The organism is Paraburkholderia silviterrae, assembly GCF_004353915.1.
GTDB classification, from domain to species: domain Bacteria; phylum Pseudomonadota; class Gammaproteobacteria; order Burkholderiales; family Burkholderiaceae; genus Paraburkholderia; species Paraburkholderia silviterrae.
Genome location: NZ_SMRP01000048.1, coordinates 23,800 through 40,112 on the forward strand (window position 1 = coordinate 23,800; position 16,313 = coordinate 40,112).

Annotated in this window: 14 protein-coding genes; 9 read left to right on the plus strand and 5 right to left on the minus strand. The window is 61.9% G+C overall.

Going from position 1 to position 16,313, the window contains the following annotated elements:
- Nucleotides 1–13 precede the first annotated feature (13 nt).
- The 4 genes from EYW47_RS38550 to EYW47_RS38565 are packed head-to-tail and all read left to right on the plus strand — an operon-like array spanning nt 14 to nt 4,854.
- A complete protein-coding gene (locus EYW47_RS38550) occupies nt 14–1,285 on the plus strand; it encodes a glycosyltransferase family 87 protein (RefSeq protein WP_133200052.1) in 1,272 nt (423 codons plus the stop codon).
- Between the two features lie 16 nt (nt 1,286–1,301).
- Nucleotides 1,302–2,393, plus strand: a complete 1,092-nt coding sequence (locus tag EYW47_RS38555; protein ID WP_133200053.1) for a glycosyltransferase family 2 protein — start codon at nt 1,302–1,304, stop codon at nt 2,391–2,393.
- A 2-nt stretch (nt 2,394–2,395) separates the two neighbouring features.
- Entirely contained in the window at nt 2,396–3,739 is a 1,344-nt protein-coding gene (locus EYW47_RS38560; protein WP_133200054.1) for a glycosyltransferase family 87 protein, read from the plus strand.
- Nucleotides 3,736–4,854 carry an acyltransferase family protein gene (locus tag EYW47_RS38565; protein ID WP_133200055.1) on the plus strand — a complete coding sequence of 373 codons (1,119 nt, stop codon included), beginning with the start codon at nt 3,736–3,738 and terminating at the stop codon, nt 4,852–4,854. The genes EYW47_RS38560 and EYW47_RS38565 overlap by 4 nt, the downstream gene beginning before the upstream one ends.
- 114 nt (nt 4,855–4,968) lie before the next feature.
- Here EYW47_RS38565 and EYW47_RS38570 read toward each other — a convergent pair whose 3' ends face one another.
- The 3 genes from EYW47_RS38570 to EYW47_RS38580 form a co-directional block, all read right to left on the minus strand.
- Nucleotides 4,969–6,249: a glycosyltransferase family 87 protein gene (locus tag EYW47_RS38570; RefSeq protein ID WP_165976806.1), complete on the minus strand. Its 1,281-nt coding sequence runs from the start codon at nt 6,247–6,249 to the stop codon at nt 4,969–4,971.
- A gap of 2 nt (nt 6,250–6,251) precedes the next feature.
- Nucleotides 6,252–6,611: a GtrA family protein gene (locus EYW47_RS38575; protein ID WP_133200057.1), complete on the minus strand. Its 360-nt coding sequence runs from the start codon at nt 6,609–6,611 to the stop codon at nt 6,252–6,254.
- Nucleotides 6,612–6,926: 315 nt separating this feature from the next.
- Nucleotides 6,927–8,258: a glycosyltransferase family 87 protein gene (locus EYW47_RS38580; protein WP_240764110.1), complete on the minus strand. Its 1,332-nt coding sequence runs from the start codon at nt 8,256–8,258 to the stop codon at nt 6,927–6,929.
- A gap of 103 nt (nt 8,259–8,361) precedes the next feature.
- Here EYW47_RS38580 and EYW47_RS41220 point away from each other — a divergent pair, with 103 nt between their 5' ends.
- Nucleotides 8,362–8,505, plus strand: coding sequence for a hypothetical protein (locus EYW47_RS41220; RefSeq protein ID WP_165976804.1), 144 nt, complete (start codon nt 8,362–8,364; stop codon nt 8,503–8,505).
- Nucleotides 8,506–8,625: 120 nt separating this feature from the next.
- On the opposite strand, the gene EYW47_RS38585 is transcribed toward EYW47_RS41220, so the two are convergent.
- A complete protein-coding gene (locus EYW47_RS38585) occupies nt 8,626–10,020 on the minus strand; it encodes a phosphomannomutase/phosphoglucomutase (protein WP_133200058.1) in 1,395 nt (464 codons plus the stop codon).
- A gap of 254 nt (nt 10,021–10,274) precedes the next feature.
- On the opposite strand from EYW47_RS38585, the gene EYW47_RS38590 reads away from it, so the two are divergent.
- Together EYW47_RS38590 and EYW47_RS38595 are read left to right on the plus strand one after the other, a co-directional pair.
- Nucleotides 10,275–11,537 (plus strand): oligosaccharide flippase family protein, encoded by a 1,263-nt coding sequence (locus EYW47_RS38590; RefSeq protein WP_133200059.1) that lies wholly within the window; start codon nt 10,275–10,277, stop codon nt 11,535–11,537.
- Nucleotides 11,534–12,373 (plus strand): glycosyltransferase, encoded by an 840-nt coding sequence (locus EYW47_RS38595; protein ID WP_133200060.1) that lies wholly within the window; start codon nt 11,534–11,536, stop codon nt 12,371–12,373. Before EYW47_RS38590 ends, EYW47_RS38595 begins: the two co-directional genes overlap by 4 nt.
- A 119-nt stretch (nt 12,374–12,492) precedes the next feature.
- On the opposite strand, the gene EYW47_RS38600 is transcribed toward EYW47_RS38595, so the two are convergent.
- On the minus strand, nt 12,493–12,717 hold the full coding sequence (locus EYW47_RS38600; protein WP_133200061.1) for a hypothetical protein: 225 nt from the start codon (nt 12,715–12,717) through the stop codon (nt 12,493–12,495).
- A gap of 1,006 nt (nt 12,718–13,723) precedes the next feature.
- On the opposite strand from EYW47_RS38600, the gene EYW47_RS38605 reads away from it, so the two are divergent.
- Entirely contained in the window at nt 13,724–14,458 is a 735-nt protein-coding gene (locus EYW47_RS38605) for a Crp/Fnr family transcriptional regulator (protein ID WP_133200062.1), read from the plus strand.
- A 444-nt stretch (nt 14,459–14,902) separates the two neighbouring features.
- The gene (locus EYW47_RS38610; RefSeq protein WP_205710236.1) at nt 14,903–16,156 is read left to right on the plus strand and encodes a glycosyltransferase family 87 protein; all 1,254 of its coding nucleotides are present in this window, start codon (nt 14,903–14,905) and stop codon (nt 16,154–16,156) included.
- Nucleotides 16,157–16,313 lie beyond the last annotated feature (157 nt).

The window sequence follows — 16,313 nt, forward strand, 5'->3', positions numbered from 1 at the left end:
GAGAGGCCACTCAATGAACCAGACGACCATCCGCGAATTGACCGGCACGACCAGGGCCGCGCCCTCTTCGCCCCCTGGCGCCGGACAGCGCCGCTCGCACTGGCTGAACGGCCAACGCCTGTGTGTCTATCCGCTCGTCGCACTCATCTACTACCTTGGCGTAGCGCTGGCTTACGCGTATCACCTGGTGTGGCTCAAGGATCCACAGATGAGCGTGCTCGCCGTAGACTGCCTGCCGTTCTGGAGCGCCTCGCACCTCGCCCTGCAGGGACATGCGGTGGACGCCTATAACCTCAGCATCCTGACGCCCATCGAGCAACATGCCGCGGGCCGCGCCGTCGGTATCCTTCCTTGGCTCTACCCGCCTACGTTCCTCCTGTTCGTCTACCCGTTAGCGCTGCTGCCGTTCACGCTTTCGGCGCCGATCTTCCTGTTCGGCACACTCGCCCTGTTCGTCAAGGTGGTCAAGACGATCGTGCCGCACCCGCGCACCGCGCTCGTCGCGATCGCCTTCCCGGGTTCCGCGCTCGTGCTGACGTCCGGCCAAAACGGCTTGCTTACGGCTTCGCTGGTCGGGCTCGGACTGATCCTGCTGCGCCGCCGCCCCGTGCTCGCCGGGCTGTGCTTCGCACTCGTCGCCATGAAGCCGCAACTTTGCGTGCTGATTCCGCTTGCGCTTCTCGCTTCGCGCTCGTGGCGCGCACTGGGCGCAATGATCGCGGGCGTGGCGATTTCGCTGGCGCTCGCGGTACTGGCATTCGGCAGTGAAACACTCGTCGCGTTTCTTCACAACATGGGGCTCGCCAATAGCTACGTCGAAACCGGACGGGCACTGCTGTTTCGTGTTCCCACGATGTTCGCGGCGTTCAAGCTGCTCCATGCGCCCACGGCCCTCGCCGGCGCAGCGCAAGCCATGTCTGCCCTGTGCGCCGCCGCTGCCGTCTGCTACGCGTGGGGCCGGCCAAGCGCCTTCGGTCTGCGCGCCGCCGTGCTCGTGTGCGCCAGCATGCTCGTGAGCCCGTACCTCTACGACTACGACCTCACATGGTACGGAATCCTGATCGCATGGGTGGTCTACCACGCGAGAGAACACGGCTTCCAGCGCGGACAACGTGAATGGCTGGCCGTACTCTGGCTCGCGCCCGTCGCCGGGCTCACGATCGTTTCGAATCTACACGTTCCGTTCACCCCGCTCATCTCGATTGCCACGCTCTGGATGCTGATCGCGCAGATCGCGCGCGAGCGCAGCGCGCACGCCATCGCAACTACCGCGACCTCTTTGTAACAAGGGAGAAGACGTCATGAACAGGCCTATCACCGAGGAAACGCGCCGCGTCGGATCCGCGCTCTCGAACCCACTCGTGTCGATCGTCGCTCCGTTCTACAACGAGCAGGACGGCGTCGACGCGTTTTTCGGGCAAATCATCGCGACGATGGAGTCGATCGAATCGATCCGCTTCGAAATCGTCTGCGTAAACGACGGCAGCAGCGATGCGACGCTTGACAGGCTGGTCCTTGTGAGCCGGCGCGACAGGCGCGTGCGGATAATCGACCTCTCGCGTAATTTCGGCAAGGAGGCTGCGCTCACAGCGGGCCTCGACGAAGCGGCAGGCGACGCCGTTATCGTCATCGATGCGGACCTCCAGGATCCGCCCTCGCTAATCCCCGAGATGATCGAGCGTTGGCGCGAAGGCGCCGAAGTCGTGCTCGCGCGGCGCGCCAGCCGCGCCTGCGACTCCTTCCTCAAGCGCACGACAGCAGCGCTGTTCTACCGCGTTCACAACGCCCTATCGGAATTGAAAATCCCCGAGAACGTGGGAGACTTCAGGCTGATGGATCGCCAGGTCGTCAATGCACTGCACAGCCTTCCGGAGCGGCACCGGTTCATGAAGGGTTTGTTTGCGTGGGTCGGGTTCAACTCGGTGACCATCGACTATGAACGCACGCCACGCACCGCCGGCAAAACCAAGTTCTCGGGCTGGCGTTTGTGGAATTTTGCGCTGGAAGGCATTACGAGTTTCAGTACCGTACCGTTGCGTAGCTGGACGTATATTGGCGGCGCGATAGCCGCGCTGGCGTTTTGCTACGGTGGTGTCATCGTCGGTCGCACGTTGCTGTTCGGCAATCCGGTCCCCGGCTACGCTTCCCTGATCTCCGTAGTGCTGTTCGTGAGCGGGATCCAGTTGACCGGCATCGGTGTCATCGGCGAATACATCGGGCGCATTTATGACGAGTCGAAAGAGCGGCCCATCTACCTCGTGCGCCGGCGCTACGAGTCGCGTACCAAGATCAGCACCCTGCCTGTCGAGCGTTCAGACGCCCGTACCAATGGTGCACCGCTGGAACTGGTGCGTGGGCGCGGTGCGTCGCAGGTGCGCGCAGCTGGCCGGTGACTATGCGGAGATCGAGAGCCGCTTTCAATGACACCGGGCTGGCAACACGCGTCGTTCCCCCCGCCAATCGTGAGACAGGTACGGCAAAACAAAAGACGTGGCTGACCCGGGAGCGCATTGCGCTGTATAGCACGGCGTTATTTATTTTGCAGGCCGCCCTGATTGGGATCTGGGCGGTGTCCTATTGGGGAGTGCATCAGCACGGCGTCCCGCTTCCCGGTTCGGACTTTAGGGTCTTCTGGTGTGCCTCAGATGTATCACTGCGCAGCGGCGCAGCGGCGGCGTTCGATCAACAGCGGCTACTGGCCTGCGAAGCGTCCCTCCAGAGGGGCACGCCTCTCGCAAATATGTTCGGACCGTGGATCTATCCGCCCACGTTTCAGATGCTCATCTACCCGCTGGCATTGCTGCCCTATGCGATTTCGTATGCGCTCTTTATGGGTATCGGCGTTGCGGGCTGCCTCCTGGCCAGCATGCCAGCGATGAGACAAAATATTTTGCCCTGGATGACGGTCGTCGCGTTTCCCGGGATATGGGTAACGATGGTCTACGGGCAGAACTCTCTGCTGACGTTCGGTTTGGCGGCGGCTGGGCTAGGTATGCTGGAAACCGCGCCGGTCTGGGCGGGTATCTGCGCGGGCATACTCGTGATCAAGCCGCAATTGGGTGTGCTGTTTCCACTGCTTTTCCTCTGCGGCCGTCACTATCGAGCGTGTGCCGCAATGATCTTGACGGCTGGCATGTTGTGCACGGCGAGCGCAGTACTGTTTGGCTGGACCCTATGGATCAAGTTCTTTCAAGCCGCGGCATGGTTTCGGGATGCCGCGCTAGTGCACGGCGAAGGTGGCCTCTGGCACACCATGCCCACGGTCTTCGCGTTCTTGCGCGCGGCCGGCGTTGGGCTCGGCGTGGCGTACGCATTACACGCCGCAATCGCCCTTGCAGCGGTGGGAGCCACCGCGATAGTCTGGGCGCACCGGACAAAGCGGGAACTGCGCGCCGCGGCCGCCGTTGTCACGTCGCTCATGATCCAGCCGTATCTCGTGTACTACGACCTTGCCTGGCTGCTCTTGCCCATCATGCATGTTTCCGGATATGGCAGCGCCCGGAGCGCACCGACGCCGCTGGCGCGCATTGACTATGCCATTGTGACGGTAGCGTGGCTCACGCCCCTCCTGTCATTTCTCCTGAACTGCCTGCGGATTTCCGCGCTCCCATGGGCGGCATTCCTTCCACCTGTATGGCTCATCCTGATTCTCATGCACGCCTCGCGCGACCGCGCAAGGCATACCACCTGTCCCCGAAAGCTTGCCTCCCAAAGTAAAGAGGAGCGGAGGGCGGCTTGAAAACGACAAATCGAAGCCTCGAAGGCCTGCGTGGCGCAGCAGCACTGCTTGTCGTCTTCTTCCACATCGGACTTTTATCGCCCTTCTCAGCGATCATCCGCAACGGCTATCTCGCGGTTGACCTCTTCTTTGTGTTGAGCGGGTTTGTGATCTGCTCTGCCTACGCAGACCGGCTGGAAACAGGCCATGACGTATGGCGCTTCATCGTGCGCCGGAGCGGGCGACTCTGGCCGCTGCATATTGTTTCCGCCATTCTCGTTTGCGCACTTTTAGGGATGATTTTCGCGCTCGGTGGCAGGCGTCCCCATGTGCCAACAGGCGGCGAAACGATTGCCATCGTGACCATGATGCAGGGATTGGTTTTTCCCGATCGCGACATTGGCAATCTGGTCGCCTGGAGTACGGGCGATGAGTTCTATGTGTATCTGCTCTTCGCGGTGATCTGCCTGCGCTTGCGACGCTGGCGGCGAGTCACCTTCGCTGCCGCGGCTGCCGCTGGATTTTCCATTGCCGTTTACGTCGACGCGGGGACTTGCGTTTCGATCCACCACTGCATGGATCTGCATTCTTCGTTCGGCTGGGCGCGATGCCTTGCGGGATTCTTTGTCGGTGCGCTGCTTGCTCACTCGCGAATCCACCTGAGCTCGATTAGCACACCGGCCGTCCAGATCGCTATGGCAACCGCCAGCCTTGCGTTCGTCGCTGGCACGTCTGAATTTCCTCTCGCAGCCTTTGCGTCACCCGTCGTGTTCGCTGCGCTTATCGCCTCTCTCATTACCGACAGCGGGCCGCTCGCGATCATTCTCCAGACTCGCCCAATGCAGTATCTCGGGAAAATTTCCTATGCCTTGTATCTAGGTCACGGCGTAGTCGTGCTGCCGTTTGCTGGATGGCTGAACCAAAGCAAGTACGCAACGGGATATCAACTGACCGCTATCGCCGTGCTCCTTTCCGTGTCATTTGCGCTTGCCCATCTCCTGCACCGGTATATCGAAGTCCCTTGCCGCGACCGCATCTATGCATGGTCTGACTCACGTGTGGACCATGAGATGGCCATGCTGCCGGGGGATCGCCCCGAAGATCGTGGCCCTCATCCTGATAAATCAACCGGATGATGTGGCTGCGAAATCGATGCCGGCTGATTGAATTGCACTCTTGAACAGCGCCGCGGAAGACGAGGAAAGCGTAGCCGGGGACCGGATTGCCGAACAGCAACTCATGAGCCGTGCTCAACGCGCGCTGCTGCGTTCTTCGGCGGCAACCGTGCAGGCACGCTCGTTGGCGTGTTCGGGTCGTCGGGCCACATAGCGCCGCACAACGACCAGCAGCAGCGCGAAAATGATGAACGGCACATAAGCGCCGGCCGCCCAGTTTCCGGGCGTATAAGAGACAAGCGGCGACAGCCACGCACTCACCATCGCGGCGCCATCGCCCCGAATCCAGCCGTTGCGGGCGCCGTCCCGAACAAGCCACAGAATCGGCAAGCCCAACAATAGCAAGTCGTAGGGCATCAAATAGGTCGGCACCAGCAGCGTAGCGAGCACGAGCGCCGACGCCCGCAACTCGAAACTCGCACGCGTGGCCCAAATCCAGGCAACGGCGCTCGCGGCCAGCGCCGCCACGACCGCGTGAAGCAGATACGCGGTCGGCACCGCCACGCCCAATTGCCGTGCGGTGCCGAACACCGTCAAAATGCCGCGCGGCCAGCGGTCCGAATACTGGACGACGAACTGGTTAAAATTCGGCAGCGCCTCGGCGAATCGAGCGAACGTGCCAAATCCGAGCACGAACCCCGATAGCGCGCAAAACACGCCGACGCTCAGTGCCGCCGACAGGAACGTGCGCCAATTCCTGCTGAACAGCAGCGCAACAGGAATCATGAGACCCAGCTGCGGCTTGATAGCAAGCAGGCCGAATAAAATTCCTGCGAGCCATGGCCGCCGTTCAAGACAGACGAGGCCGAGCCCCATGAGTCCAAACGTCAGAAACGAGTTCTGCCCTGCGCCTACCGTCACCCAGATTGCGGGAAAAGCGACGACCGGCAGCCACCAGGACAAGTCCCGTGCCGGCGGCAGAATGCGCGCGCACGCCTTGAACGCGAAGGCAATCCCGGCCGAGACGTACGCGATGCACGAGACCTGGAACGGCAATAAGGCAGCAGGAAGCATGACGAGGAGGAACGTCGGCGGATAGGTCCACGGAGTGACGAACGGGGACGGCAGCATGTTTTGAAGCGGCAAGGCAATCGGCTCGATCAGAGCCGTGTCGAACGCATTGACTGCCGGACCGTGCAACGCGAGCCAGGATGCACTCCAGAATACGGCGAAATCCCAGCCAGGCGGACTGACATTGGGTACCGGGTCGATCGACCCGAGCCATATACGCAGAGACAAGTAGCCGATATTCACCAGCAGCACGAAAGCTGCGTAGGCGCGGAGACGTTGCGCGTCGAGCCAGCGGGGTGGTCGATGCAACGGCCCGGAGGCAGATTGAACGGTATTGTCGTGCATGGTCAGGCCGCCTGATAGGTCCATCGGGCATGCAAAACGTAAGACAGCGCAGGAATACACATCACGACGGCGAAGGTCGGCAGCCAGATCGTTTGCCGCCCGCACAGCAAAGGAATCAGTGCAGCGGCCAGAAAACCCGCGATCGAGACCGTGGCAAAGCGCAGGAAGCGCGCAACGGTCGGACGCGAAGAAAAGCTCCACAACGTCTGCAGCAGAAACGAGACGATATTGGCGATAAGGAACGCTGAAACGTTAGCGACGGTGGAGTCGCGAACCAGCCAGTTGAACACAGACCAGGCGACCGACACATGAACGCCGGTCGCAATGAACCCGGCGATTCCAAACCTGATGATCCGCGGCATTCCCCGTCACTCCTTGAAATGCGCGACACTCGGGCCGGGAGGTCGTGGCCCCCCACCCTTTAGTCGGGCGGTGCGCCTCGTGCCGGTCGTGCCTCGCGATAGCTTGTATCGCAAAGTATGAGGGAATCGCGAGTCGCTCGGCAGCCCGAACAGGTGTGCAATCGTTCGCGAACCCACACTTGGCCGTCAAATTGCCGAACGCGCCGTGCCGTTGATTGCCTCGATACGCATCACGGATGGGGACTTCCACCTACTTGTACACAAAGTGCGTAAGCGCAAAGGACGCTACCAGGTACGTTGCGACAGCCGCCAAGCTCAAGGGCGGAAAAGGTCTGCATCGAGGTCATCGACGCAATGCCGGCGACACGAGGCGCTGCGGCGCTGCAGTTCCGTATCATGACCTGATGCAGGCGATGCTGGTCCGGTGATGGACTGCACGCGGATTTCCCGAAGGAAGCGGTGGACGATAATCACCATCAAGGCGATCAGCACGACGGCTGCCCACCGGCTCTTGAACGGCATGAACCACGTTATAAGTGATGCGAGAGGGGCAAGCCATGCTAGCGTGACAACGACATACTCCGCGCGGGCAGTCCTCGGCGACGTCCGAAAATCCGCTGCAAGATAAAGAATGGGCAAGAGGAGCCAGGCCAGATCGTAGTACAGCAAGTACGTCGGCACCAGCAATGCTGTCGTAACGGCTGCCGCATTGGCCAGCGATGAGTGCGGCTTCCGGAGCCATATCGAGATCGTGAACAGCAGGGAGCCCAAGGCGACAAATGCATGAAGCGCGTACGCGACACCGATACTGGCGCCTGAATGACGCGCGATCGCGAAGACCGTAGGCATAGCGTCCCATAGCCTGGCATAGTTATTTTGGACTGCTGAGTTGAACCACGATGCCATTTCGAAGAAGCGAAGCCAGAGGGGCGCCCCGAAAATGAGGCCACTCACGAGGCAGAGCAGCGCTGCCGTCACCCCGGCTGCAACTAACGCCTTGAAGTTCCTGCCGAACAAAAAAAGCAGAGGAAATACGGGCGCGAGTTGCGGCTTGATGACAAGAAGTCCAGCGCACACACCGGCAGCGACCGGCCGTTTCTCGAGCAACCCCAGCGCGCCGGCGGCGAGCGCGAGGGTGATCAGCGAATTCTGGCCATGAATGATGGCAACCCAAATGCCGGGAAACGCAATGAACACCGCCCATGGCAGCGGCCTGGATTTCATCAATGGTGCGCACGCTAACAGGCAGCACGCGATGCTTATGCAGCAGAACAGCGCATATGAAGCAGGGTAAGGAAGTATCGCGAGCGGAAAGATGAGCAACTGAAACGGAGGGGGATAGATCCAGGGGGCACACGCGCTTTCGATTCCGGTTCCCTGAAGCAGCGTGTTTTCGATTGCAAGCAGGAGATCCGAATTGAATGCAGCGATGGCCCCCTGATGTATGGAAATGAAGGAGGCGCTCCAGAACACGCGGAAGTCTAAGCCAGGTGGCGGCACGTTGCGATTGTGAAGCAGCCAGCACGACGTGACCCAGACCCCGATTACAACGATCTGCGCAACAAGTAACGCGCTGCTGTACACCGCGATTCTTTCTCGTGTGAAGAACGCCGGTTGTTGGACCTCCTGGCTAACAAAGACTTTCAAGAGGACTCCCGATCGGTATGTTATGAGAGGCGATTCACCAGTTTGGAGATTGTGTAGGGGGAAAAGGAAATGAGGTGTGTGCCAGCGAACACCCATATAGCAGTTGATCATCCAGCCGCCCGCGTGGCTTTTTCAGGTTCGTCGCAGGAATATTTGGCAGATCACCACGTTCGACGAACCGGCGGCGGCCGTCGGCGAATGGATCCCGGTGGCGCAGGCGGCCCATGACGAACCAAGCGCTGAGTAACGATGCCAAGGCCTGCCAGTGCAGAAAAAAACACGGCGCCGGGCGGTGGAACCGCGCGGCGCCGTGTTTGGCTTTACTTCGAATTGCGCTTCAGGAAGGCGTCAACCGGACACTGAAGCCTCAGAACGGCAGCTTCGCGTCCGGCTTCTCGGCGAGGATCACACGCTTGAAGTCGGCCTGGATGCGCGCGAGCGCGGCGTCGTTATCGGCCTCGAAACGCATCACGACCACGGGCGTCGTATTGGACGAGCGCGCGAGGCCGAAGCCGTCCGGATACTCCACGCGCAGGCCGTCGATCGTGATGACCTCGTCGGCGCCCGTGAACTTCGCGTTTTGCTGTAGCTTCGCGATCAGCGCGAAGTTTTCGCCTTCTTCGAGCTTCAGTTGCAGCTCGGGCGTGGCGTGCGAGTTCGGCAGGCTGTTGAGCAGCTTGCTCGGGTCGGCCACGCGCGCGAGGATCTCGAGCAGGCGCGCGCCCGTGTACAGGCCGTCGTCGAAACCGTACCAGCGGTCCTTGAAGAACACGTGGCCGCTCATTTCACCGGCCAGCGGCGCGCCGGTCTCGCGCAGCTTCGCCTTCACGAGCGAGTGACCCGTCTTCCACATGAGCGGCTCGCCGCCCTTCTCCTTCACCCACTTCGCGAGATTGCGCGTGCACTTCACATCGTAGATGATCTGCTTGCCCGGATTGCGCGAGAGCACTTCCTCGGCGAACAGCATGAGCTGGCGATCCGGATAGATGATCTCGCCGTCCTTCGTGACCACGCCCAGGCGGTCGCCGTCGCCGTCGAACGCGAAGCCCACTTCGGCGTCCGTTTCCTTGAGCGCGCGGATCACATCCTGCAGATTCTCCGGGTGGGCCGGGTCCGGGTGATGGTTCGGGAAGGTGCCGTCCACTTCGGTGAAGAGCTCGACCAGCTCGCAGCCGAGCGCCTTGAACAGGCGCGGCGCGAGTGCGCCCGCCACGCCATTGCCGGTGTCCATGACGATCTTCATCGGGCGCGCGAGCTTCACGTCGCCCACGATACGCGCGATGTATTCATCGGCGATGTCGTAGTCGGCATAGGTGCCCGAGCCCGATTCGAAACGATTGTCGACGATGCGCTGATAGAGCGCCTGGATCTGGTCGCCGTAGATGGCCTTGCTGCGCAGGACCATCTTGAAGCCGTTGTAGTCGGGCGGATTGTGGCTGCCCGTGACCACGATGCACGAGTCGACGCTGCGCTCACCCGAGGCGAGCTTGAGCGGCACGCTGGCCGCGAAATAGCCGACCGGCGTGGGCACCATGCCCACGTTGACGACATCCACGCCCGCGGCGCGCAGGCCGTCGGCCAGCGCCGCCGAGAGATCGGGACCCGAAAGGCGGCCGTCGCGCGCGATCACCACCGCATCGCCGCCCTGCGCACGCACTTCGCTGCCGAATGCCCGGCCGATGGCGCGTGCGGTGTCGGTATCGAGCGTCTTGCCGATAACGCCGCGAATGTCATAGGCCTTGAAAATCGATTGAGAAATCATGGTGAGGCTCACAGTGCGAAGGAAAGTCGGGGTGTATTCGTAACATGATTTGCCCTGCCGGCGGGACCCGTGGTTACGAAAAGTCGGAATCGTTACAACTATAATTGCCGTTTTTCGGCGTCAGCCGTTGGTCATGCACCTATTTTAATGCCTCGCCGTTTCCTCCAGACGACAAAAACCAGGCCGGATCTGTCCAGGCCGGCCCCATGCCTGAGCATGCGGCATGCCCATTGCATAGAAGGGGCGCTCCCGCGATGCTGAGCCTCAAACGCTACGCCAATCCCGACGTCAAGCGCGCGTTCGCAAACATCGTGTGGCTCGGCCTCGAGCGCGTCACGCAGATCGCCGTGGCTATCGTCATCAGCGGCGTGCTCGCGCGCTATTTCGGGCCCGATGTGTTCGGCAAATGGCAATACGCCAACACGCTGCTGCTCGTGCTCGCCCCCATCACCTGGGTCTGCGGCGCGGAGATCCTCGTGCCGACCATTGTGAACAAACCGCGCGAGGCACTGGGTACCGTGCTCGGCAGCGCCTTTGCGTTGCGCATCGGCGTCTCGGCAGCGGCGCTCCTCATCACCTGGGGCGGGATCGCGCTAGGCGCGACCGATCCGCTCGTGGGCGCGATGCTCGCCGGGCTCGCCGTCACGATGCTGTTTCGCGAGCCGTTCGTCGGCGTGATCAACGCCTGGCTGCAAAGCATGACGTACAGCAAGCCGCAGTTGCTCGCGAGCATGAGCACCGCCGTGGTCAAGGCATTGCTCGTGTTCCTGCTCGCCCGCGCGGCCTTCGCGCCTGGCAGCTTCGGCTGGCTCTGGGCGCTCGAATCGGCGGCCATTGGGGCTGCGCTCGTGCTCTATTTCCGGAGCCAGCACGGCGGCAAGCTCGGCTGGCGCGTGGACCGCGCGCTGTTCAAGCACTTCGCGACGGCCGGCACCGTGTTCTGGCTCGGGCTCATCTGCATGTACCTGTTCCTGAAGCTCGACCGCCTCATGCTCGAGCGCACGATCTCGTTTGCCGACCTCGGCCGCTACTCCGCCGCGCAGCAACTCAACGAAAACTGGATCACGCTCGCGCTCATGCTCTCGCAGACGATCGCACCCGCCTTCGTCTATCGCGTACAGCAGGCCGCGCAGCTGCGCCGCAACCTCGTGCGCCTCTTCGCGATGACGGCCGCGCTGATGGTTGCGGGCGCACTCGTGCTCGACGCGCTCGCGGGCTTCATCATCGGCCACGTGTTCGGGCCGGACTATGCAGAGGCCATCGGCATCTTCCGCTGGGCCGTGTGGCTCTCGCTGCCCGCTGGGATCGAGGCGATCGGCAATCTCGTCGTGCTCAAATATCAGGCGAAGTTCGTCCTGCTCGCCAAATGGCTGCTCGCGCTCGCGGTGGCGTTCGCCGTGAACCTCGTGGCGATCCCGCGCCTCGGTGCCTATGGCGCGCTCGTCGGGCTCGCGTGCGGCTATATCGCCGCGGCCTGCGTGAACTTCTATTACATCCGCTTCAAGTTGGCTTCATGACGAACTCACCCGCTGCCGCGCACCCCAACGCTCGCGCCGGCGCGCTCGCCGACGTGGCCGTGCTGATGCCCGCCTTCAACGGCCAGGCCGACGTCGAGCGCACGCTCGCCTCGTTCGAGGAGAGCGCGCCGGTGTACGCGCTCGTCGTCGACGATGGCAGTACGCCGCCGATTGTCGCCCCGAGCGTCCCGGGCATGCAGATCGAGGTGCTGCGCATGGCGCAGAACGGCGGGATCGAGCGGGCGCTTGAGGCCGGCGTAAAAGCGCTTGCGGCGCGTGGGTTTCGCTACGCGGCACGCATCGATTCGGGCGACCTCGCCGCGCCGCAACGCCTCGCGAAACAGCGCGCGCGCATGGAAGCCGAACCCAGGCTCGCCGCGCTCGGTACGTGGACGCAGGTGGTGAACCGCGCCGGTGCGCCGCTATTCATGCTGCGCCCCGCCGCCGACGCCCGCACACTGCGCCGCACGCGCATGCTGCGCTCGCCGCTCGTGCATCCTTCGGTGATGCTGAGAATCGACGCGGTGCTCGAGGTGGGCAACTATCGCGTGCAATATCCGGCCGCCGAGGACCTCGACCTGTTCCTGCGCCTGATGGAACGCTACGACTGCGCGAACCTGCCCGAGCTTGGGCTCTATTACGAGCTCAACGAAGGCGGCATCAGCGCAACCAAACGGCGGCGGCAGATCGCCTCCACGCTGCGTTTGCAAGCGCGATATCTGAACGTGTTGAACTGGCGCGACTGGGCGGGGCTTGCGAAAAGCCTGCTGCATTTCGTGACGCCTTACGGGGCGTTGCAGCGGATGAAGCGGGCGTTGTTCGCGCGGGGGACGTGACGCGGACTCACTCGCACGGGACACGCGCTCGTTGCGCACGCAACCTCGCGACTACGAAACGTGCTAACGATATCGCAGTCCAAGTCCCGTTTCCCGCCCTTCTCATACCCAGCCCATTCTCACACCCAGGCTGGTTTTCCCATGGGGCTTGGCGCAGCCGATTGTTTGCGATCACGAGGTTCGTCAACACGAACAGGCTGAACAATTAATTGTCCACCGCTCTTGCATGCGATATTCCAGCAAAACGCGACCTTCCCAGCTTTGTCCTGGCCATGCAAGCAACAAAGGCGCTTGCCCAGATCAATACCGATCAACGCGACTTTTTGCTCGTCGAACTTGTTCATAGGTTGCCCTGCGCGTTGCATGATTCGCCGGCCAGGATATCTCCCGACGCAAAGATCGCGCAGCAAACGTTCAGTCCGTACGAGCCCCTCCCTGATTGGCCCTTCGGTTTCCCGAATCCTGTGATGTGTCGTTTTCGTTGTCCATTCGCAAGCGGTTTGCATGGATTGCCCACTGACTGCTTTGTCTTGCCGTCGCGCCACACTCGCCATGGACATGGCGCGACGTCCTGCTGTGCATAGGCAGCGCTGCTTCGGCAGTGTGCCTCACCGCGGCGTGACGTATCGCCCACGCGCACCCTCCGCATTCGGACTCCATTGGAGCAAGACGCGCCGCGCGATTCTGTACGCATCACCACATTGACCGAGCGCTACCGCATGGGCGGCTGGCAGGCAGGTACATCAACGTTTAAGCACACCCGCGCCGCGCTTGCCTGGTCGTTGCGCGGACAACGCCCGCCCGACGGAAAGACGGCCCCTTGCGTGACGAGTCGTAACGCTCATGTTTCATGAGCGAACGTTTCTGTGCAGCGCGCCCGCGGTGCGACGCAACTGAATCAAATTCGAACGATTCCATGCACGTCCCCGCTATGCGGCCCAGGTTGCGGGTGAGCGTGTTTCACGCATGGAGTCATTTTCGCCCCCCCGCCGAAACAAAGATTAACCAAATCAATTCAATGACTTGCAAGTTAATTAAGTTCAACCGGCGGCTGTGCGCAGGTGAGGCGTCGTACATATCTGAAACAAAAACGCGGGGGTACGTCGGTGCGCTCGCGCTGTAACGCCCGCGAAACCCCGCGCGCTCGCGGTTTGCGGCGCTCTGGCACACACCATGCTTAGGGGGATGCACCACAAAGCGTGACGCATACAACCGATATCGCGAACGCACTCAGGACCATGGTGCCGGGACGACGTACCAATAGCCGCTACGGGAAGCGGCATACAACAAGCGTTTCGGCGGCCGTAATTACAAGGAGACGGTGAAAGCCGCTTCGCACGGGGACCAATCATGCTAACCCTTCAATCGGACCTGCACGGCAATCAATTGCTCGGCGCATTGCCGACACACGAGTGGCAAGCACTCGCACCGCACCTCGAGCTCGTCCATCTGCGCACCGAGCAACTGCTCTGCGATTCCGGCCAGCGCATTCACCACGTTTATTTTCCGACCACGGCGATCATCTCCATACTCTCGACGATGGAGGACGGCAGCTCCGTGGAAATCGCCGCGGTCGGCCGCGAAGGCATGACCGGCGTACCCGTGCTCACGGGTGGCGACGCCATGCCCAATCGCGTGCAGGTTCAATGCACGGGCTTCGCGTATCGCATGAGCGCCCAAAGCCTCAGGCAGCATTTCGCGCGCTCGGACTTCCTGCGCCGCCTCATGCTGCTCTATATGCACGTGCTGCTCACGCAAGTGGCACAAACCGCGGCCTGCAACCGCCATCATTCGCTCAGCCAGCAACTGTGCCGATGGCTGCTGATCGAAGTGGACCGCGTGGCCTCGAACGACCTGACGGTCACGCAGCAACTCATCGCCGACATGCTTGGTGTGCGCCGCGAAGGCGTCACCGAAGCAGCCGGCAAGCTGCACAACGAAGGTCTGATCCACCACAGCCGCGGCCGCATCCGCGTGCTCGACCGCAAGGGACTTGAAGCCCGCGCCTGCGAGTGCTACGGTCTCGTGCGCCGCGAGTTCGATCGCCTCCTGCCCCCCCTTCGACGGGAAGAAGCGGTGGAGTGAACGCGCTCCCCTCGTGACTGGATTGGCAGAGAAACACCCGATCTGGCTGTTCTCGATACGCCCGGCGGCGCCACTTTACTGACGCAGCGAGCAGGGACTGCACCCCATCCCGATCGCCACACGGCAAACGCAGATACCGGCGCGCTGATGGTTGTGGGCACACTGGTGCGCGCCGCGCGCATGCTGCGCCGTACGCGCTCTCTCGTTGCGCGCGCCCTTATTTCTTCACGCCCTATGGAGCGTTGTAGCGGATGAAGCGCGCATTGTTTGCGTGCGGCGCGTGAGCCCCAGCAGCGCGCACAAAACCGTCGTCCGTTCCGGCCGGGCTCGCTCGCGCATGAATGAGCCGTCCAACAGCAGAAAGAAGCCATGTTTGTTCGTTTCCCGACAAACAGCCACTTCCGACTCCCCCAAACTGTCACGATTCCACCGTTGGCGGAATCAATGCAGACGCAGGAATTGCGGGGGGAGTCATTCATGGGCCGCAATACGCACTGGCTGAATCGGGAGCGCCTCAGAATCTACCCGCGAATCGTGCTGGGTTTGATCGTGGTCGTCTTCATTACCTGGGTTCTCCTGTCGAAGGATATGCTGGATCCGAAAGGCAAGCCCCTCGGCGCCGACTTCATTGCGTTTTGGGCTGCCTCTCATATCGCACTTGCCGGCCATGCTGAGGATGCCTACAACCTCCCGTCACTATTCAAGGCCGTGCAGATCGCGGTGCCTGCTTCGCAGTCAATCTTCGCCTGGTACTATCCACCCAGTTTCTATCTGGTCGTGCTACCACTGGCACTCCTGCCCTACCTGGCGGCATATCTGACCTTCATTCTGTCGACGCTGACCTGCTATCTGCTGGTCTTGCGTCGCATCGTCTTCAACACCACAGCGAAGTGGTGTCTGGCGGCGTTTCCTGGCTTATGGATGAACGTCTTTCATGGCCAGAACGCGTTCCTGACTGCGGCGCTCGCTGGGACCGCACTACTTTGCCTCAGGCGACGGCCCATCCTGGCCGGTGTGTTCATCGGGCTGCTCACTCTGAAGCCCCAACTTGCCGTGTTATTTCCGGTCGCGTTACTCGCGATCGGCGCGTGGCGTACATTGATCTCCGCCGCTTTGACTGCCTTGTGCTTCTTCGGTCTCGGTACCGCGGCGTTAGGGACAGCCACGATTGGTGGATGTCTTGCCAGCTTGGGTGATGCGCGGCAATTTCTCGAAAGTGGCGTGCTCCCCTGGGCCAAGATGCCGACTGTGTTCGCATTCCTGCGACTGATCGGCACGCCTGTCATCGGCGCGTATACCGTGCATGGCCTGGTCGCTGCGGGCGCCGTATTCGCCATGTGGTACGTCTGGCGTCGTTGCGCAAACTGGGAACTGCGCGGCGCCGCCCTGTTTGCCGCGACGTTCCTTTGCAGTCCCTACTTGTTTGACTATGACCTCGCCTGGCTAGCCTTTCCGATCGGGTGGCTAGCGCTGACTGGCCTGCGCACCGGATGGCTAAGCGGTGAACGGGAAGTCCTCGTGGCGGCCTGGTTATTACCGTTGGCGATGGATCCGGTGGCGACCGTACTGCATCTTCAAGTTGCCCCGTTTGTCCTGAGCGCGCTATTGGGGATCGCCGTGCGCCGCGCAGCCAGATCGCCGAGAACGTCAACTGTGATCGTTCATTGCCAAGATAACGGATTCCTTTCAGCACGATAGCATCGCAAGACTCACAGCATATTTGTGGTCGGGATCTGCGTTAATCGTCTTCGCGATGACGGCCACGCTGATGGTTGCGGGCACACTCGTGCTCGGTGCGGGCGCGGGCGCGGGCGCGGGCGCGGGCGCGGGCGCGGGCGCGGGCGCGGGCGCGGGC

What these genes read in the sequence shown, in the direction of transcription:
- EYW47_RS38550 (WP_133200052.1), top strand. Translation starts at nt 14, where the DNA reads ATGAACCAGACGACCATCCGCGAATTGACCGGCACGACCAGGGCCGCG.
- EYW47_RS38555 (WP_133200053.1), top strand. Translation starts at nt 1,302, where the DNA reads ATGAACAGGCCTATCACCGAGGAAACGCGCCGCGTCGGATCCGCGCTC.
- EYW47_RS38560 (WP_133200054.1), top strand. Translation starts at nt 2,396, where the DNA reads ATGCGGAGATCGAGAGCCGCTTTCAATGACACCGGGCTGGCAACACGC.
- EYW47_RS38570 (WP_165976806.1), bottom strand. Translation starts at nt 6,249, where the DNA reads ATGCACGACAATACCGTTCAATCTGCCTCCGGGCCGTTGCATCGACCA.
- EYW47_RS38575 (WP_133200057.1), bottom strand. Translation starts at nt 6,611, where the DNA reads ATGCCGCGGATCATCAGGTTTGGAATCGCCGGGTTCATTGCGACCGGC.
- EYW47_RS38585 (WP_133200058.1), bottom strand. Translation starts at nt 10,020, where the DNA reads ATGATTTCTCAATCGATTTTCAAGGCCTATGACATTCGCGGCGTTATC.
- EYW47_RS38590 (WP_133200059.1), top strand. Translation starts at nt 10,275, where the DNA reads ATGCTGAGCCTCAAACGCTACGCCAATCCCGACGTCAAGCGCGCGTTC.
- EYW47_RS38595 (WP_133200060.1), top strand. Translation starts at nt 11,534, where the DNA reads ATGACGAACTCACCCGCTGCCGCGCACCCCAACGCTCGCGCCGGCGCG.
- EYW47_RS38600 (WP_133200061.1), bottom strand. Translation starts at nt 12,717, where the DNA reads ATGAACAAGTTCGACGAGCAAAAAGTCGCGTTGATCGGTATTGATCTG.
- EYW47_RS38605 (WP_133200062.1), top strand. Translation starts at nt 13,724, where the DNA reads ATGCTAACCCTTCAATCGGACCTGCACGGCAATCAATTGCTCGGCGCA.
- EYW47_RS38610 (WP_205710236.1), top strand. Translation starts at nt 14,903, where the DNA reads ATGCAGACGCAGGAATTGCGGGGGGAGTCATTCATGGGCCGCAATACG.